Below are 4,347 nucleotides of genomic sequence, written 5' to 3'. Positions count from 1 at the left end.
TGAGCTGGCTTTCAATGGAGCGAGACATAATGTGCAGCTTCCCTGGCAATTGATGAAAATCCATTCGTTCAATGTTCAGCGGCTGATCCCATGACGGCCCTGTCAGCCACTTTTCGCGGTATAGCGCAGGTGAACGATGATGTCGGTGATCGAGGCGATCATGTCCTCCTGGCTGGCACTGAACTTCAAGGCCCAACGGGAAATCGCCCCCGTGCCTTCAAAGGGCAGGTAGCGCTCGTCATCGAAGTTGAAAACGAACAGGCCGTCGTCGTCGACGCTGGTCGACACGGTGATCTGCTGGCTGGCGCGCATGTTTTCTTTCGGTGCGCCCTGCGGGCCGTTCATCTGCACCGCGTTATAGGTTTGCGTCAGGGTGGCGCGAATGTCCTGATACGGGCCGACCGTCACCGGCAGCGACACACTCACGCGCTTGATACGGCGCAAGTAGTGGCCCGGGTAGTCGGCATCGAGCATCGCCTGGGTGATTTCAAATTCGGCGATGCTCTCATCGGCCAGGCGAGCGACCACAGCATCCCAGCCCCTGTTGATGCTGGGATCTCCTTCTGTGGAGATGGGCAATTGCCTCACCGATACCGTCTTGACGATCTCCAGCTTGCGATCGTTGCGCGCCAGATAAGCCGCATCCATGCGTAGCAGGTCCAGCTTCAGCGATTCGCCGGCTGTCAGGCCTCGCCAGGTGTCTTTCCAGGCGGCGGGCTGAATGAAACTCGCTGAATAGTCGGCAATTTCGTATTGCCAGCAGGCTTGTGCGGCGAGGCATAGGGAGAACGTCGCATCGTAGGCCTGATAGTAGAAGGTCGAGAACTGGCCGTTGAGCCATTGGTAAAGCTGGCTGTTGGTAAAGCGTTTGTTGAGAAATGCATAAACGACCTCGGCCTGTTGCCTGGCTTCCTGAGCCTGACGCAGTTGCAAGGCGGTGACGCGAGTCTGCGCATCGTGCACGGCCAGTTGCGCCACGATCTGTTCGGATTCCAGCTGGGCCTGTTCGCACGCATTGATCCACTCCTGCTGGCGGCGGCGTAATATTTCCACCTTTTCCAGAGCATCGCCGACACTGTCTTCGAGTGTGGCGATAGCTTGCGCGCCGATGGCCACCATCTCTGGAATACCCTCAATTTCAAACCCCCCTGCAGCACCGCCTGCTGCTACTCCAACGGCCATCCCGCCAATCAGGCCTGCATGAGCGCCACCGTGGTTGGGAGTTACTTTCATCGCTGCGGCGGCAGATGACGAGATGGCCGCCACACCGGTGAATACTTTGGCACCCATATGGGCGGCAGCTGCAGTGATCTCTGTATCCGTGACATTCTCATCCGCCAGCCTGCCGTAGAAACTGGCCCGGGCATCGGCTATCACTTTGCTGGCCTCCAGCGCCTTGCGCGCGTCGATTTCGACCTTTTGAGCCTCCAGCTGCAAGTCGATGGCGTACTGGGCGAACTCCCAGACCTGCTGCTGTTGCAACTCCATCAGTTGCCCCTGTTCTTTACGCTCGATGATCGACAGCAAGGTATTGCCGAACTGGATCAGGTTATCCACTGCGGCACTCGCCCGGTTGAACATCACCGCATAGCGGTAGTGCGGCGTTTCCTGGGCTAGCAGGCTGCCCGCGCCGCCTTCGGTCGCGCCATTGGCGTAGGCTGCGAGCAGGGCGCGTGGGTCCAGCGGCGCAGCAAACAGCGGCAGCGACAAGGGTTTGCCATCCAGGGTCAGGTTATGGCGCAGGTTGTAGAGGCGTGATTCGACCATGTCCCAGTATTTGGTCAGCTCGGCATTCATGGGGACGATAAAGTGGCCGTTGTCTTCCTCGACCAGTGTCGGGTCGCTGCCGAAGGTGCTCAGGCGCAGCGACGGCTGAGTGAAACTGATTACGGCCTTGCCGTCATTGGCTGCCGCACTGGCGCGTACCTGTTGCTCCTGCTCGATCAGTTGCATCTCGAACGCGCGCAGGCCAGGGTTACTGGCTCCGGCCAGGTCTGCCAGTTTGATCGGCGTCCACTGGCTGATAAGCACGGTATCGGGTCGAGGCCCTAGCAGGTCGAGGATGCGCACGTACCACAGCTTGGCTTCGCCGAGGCTGTCGGGGGTCACTTGCCGATAGGCCATGTCGCCACGGTCGATGAGGTTCTTGATGTAGTGGAAGTAAACGGCCTTCTGATAACGGACCGGGTCGCTGGCGGCGATGCCGTCTGGGTCGATGGGGGCGCGCATGAAATAGTCGGGGTCCGGCAACTCGGTCAGTGGCCGGACATTCCAGTAATCGGGCGCGCCGGTACTGGCGTTTTCCTTGCGTCCCGGATCGAAGATGAATCCCAGCCAGAATTCGGCTTCGTTGAAACGCTGCTCCAGATTCAGGCGGTGGGAAATCATGAACGGCAGATGCAGGAACAGTTCCCAGAAGTACAGGCCGTTGGCCCCTTTGAAGTCCATCTTGCTCGGCGCGGTTTCTTCGCCAATAGGTGGCTCCGGTAGTTGCTGAGTCCCCCAGGACAGCAACGCTTCCAGGGCGATATTGGCCTTGTTGATCAGTTCACGGGCGAACAGGGTATTCATGCGGATCGGGTCGCGTTTGTCGGTTGTTGAACCGTCGCTGAATTTTATGGTGGAGGCGGAAAAGTCGATGTATTCGGCGATACCCAGCAATGGGTCGGTGCGTTTGTTGATTTTGGGAGCGATGGGGTCGACGCCGCCTTCGGATTCCCAGGTGAGTTCTATTTCGGTGGATTTGATGGCGGAGCCAATCCATTCCTGGTCTTTTTTAGTGTTAATCCCGACGCCGTGGGTAATGTAGAATTTTTTTGAACCCTCCATAAAAGTGGCGGGTAATGTTGGCAGTAATGTTGCTTTATTAAAGGGGATTGTTATGGATTGGGGGGTGGGTGTGAACAAGCTTTCGTGGTTTTGCGTTTTAGTGATGATTTTTTGAGGGCCATAAGGCAGGGCCATGTTTTGAGGGTGGCTCATGTACTGATGGAGCGTTATTTCAGGGTTTGTATTAGACGCTTCAATGGTGACGGTGCATTGGAAGGGGATGAGTAGTTCTATCATCACAAGCCCTGCCTTGATATCGCTCATGTCATAAAGGGTCTCATGCCTGACTAGCCGGGTAAGGTAATGGTTTATATAGCCGTCTGTAGCATCGATCGTTCTGGAGTCCATGCCGAATACATAGGGTAGGTGGTTTGGGTTTCTTAGGAAGTCGATGAGCTCTATAGGTAGGCGGAGATCATGGCTTATATAGGCGGAGAACTGAATGGATAAAATGCTAGGTACTGCCTCTGTAGGCAGAAAATTAATGAGTGAGCCTGGTAGTAGTTTGTTGTAAATGCCTTCTTTTTTGCCGACTATTAAATGTAAATTAGTGTGGGGGGTGCCTCTGAAATCAAAGGTTATATCAATGATCATCGGCTCAGGATCACTGTCACCGCTTTCCGGGATGATGTCGGCATTGATATCGGATGTTAAGCGTATCGTAGAGCTGGCATGGTCAAGGGTAGGCTGTTGGATAGCGGGATCTTCCATCCCCCGTATCCTGGACTGCCAACCGTTGTAGTCCCAGTCGGCAGACCCGGGAAGTGCGGGTTTGGTAATAATGGGCTTTAAGCCAATGTGAACACTCCATGTGAACTGAAAATTTCCTTTGTTTTTGAGTGCCAGCGCCCAGCAGGTTTTACGAATGCGGCTTTCATTAGGCTCGGCATCTGCTCCATTGTAATTTTCTTCTACATAACCCTCTTTGGGGAACGATCTTTCCTTATTGAAGTTCTTGTCAATAAACGCGGTGTGCAGCAGGGCATAATCTGACGTAGAGCCGTCCGTATCGCCACTGACCAGTTTTTCCCCTGCATAGAGGGCGATAAATAGCGATTCCGGTGAAGCAGAAACGTCAAACACGGCGATGCTGTTCAGATCGTTTTCAAGGTTCACCGGCTTGTCTGCAAAGGTGAAAGTTTTGAGCGACGTGACATCCATGTAAATCAGCGGTGCGCTCCAGGAGTCGTCATATTTCTTGTACGAGACATTGAAGAGCAGACGCACCTTGGGGGTGGAGGTCGGTGGCGGGGCCGGAGTAATGGGGATGCTGCCATCCGGGTTGGGCTTGATGCTGCCTGTGGGCAGGGTGACTTCAATCTCTTCGGAGACAGGGATCATATCCACCCAGGTCACAAACAGCCGGTTATTGAAAAATACCGGCCGCAGCGTGCGCTCAATGGTATTGGCATTGACCCCTATTTCTGCCCGCTTCCAGTCCGACCAGGCACCCGGCGTCGGGTAGTCGTGTTTGGGGCCTTCAGTGCCTTCTTTGTAGGCCCGCTCGTTCATATCGAC

At 55.3% G+C, this 4,347-nt stretch carries 1 protein-coding gene; it reads right to left on the bottom strand.

Annotated elements, in window-relative coordinates:
• Positions 1-102: 102 nt before the first annotated feature.
• On the bottom strand, positions 103-4,341 hold the full coding sequence (locus K5D32_RS25565; protein ID WP_260407546.1) for a neuraminidase-like domain-containing protein: 4,239 nt from the start codon (positions 4,339-4,341) through the stop codon (positions 103-105).
• Positions 4,342-4,347: the final 6 nt, after the last annotated feature.

Source organism: Pseudomonas cichorii (genome assembly GCF_019719005.1).
Lineage (GTDB): Bacteria > Pseudomonadota > Gammaproteobacteria > Pseudomonadales > Pseudomonadaceae > Aquipseudomonas > Aquipseudomonas cichorii_E.
Note: the sequence above shows the minus strand (reverse complement) of the source record. Positions and strands in the feature narration are given on the sequence as shown.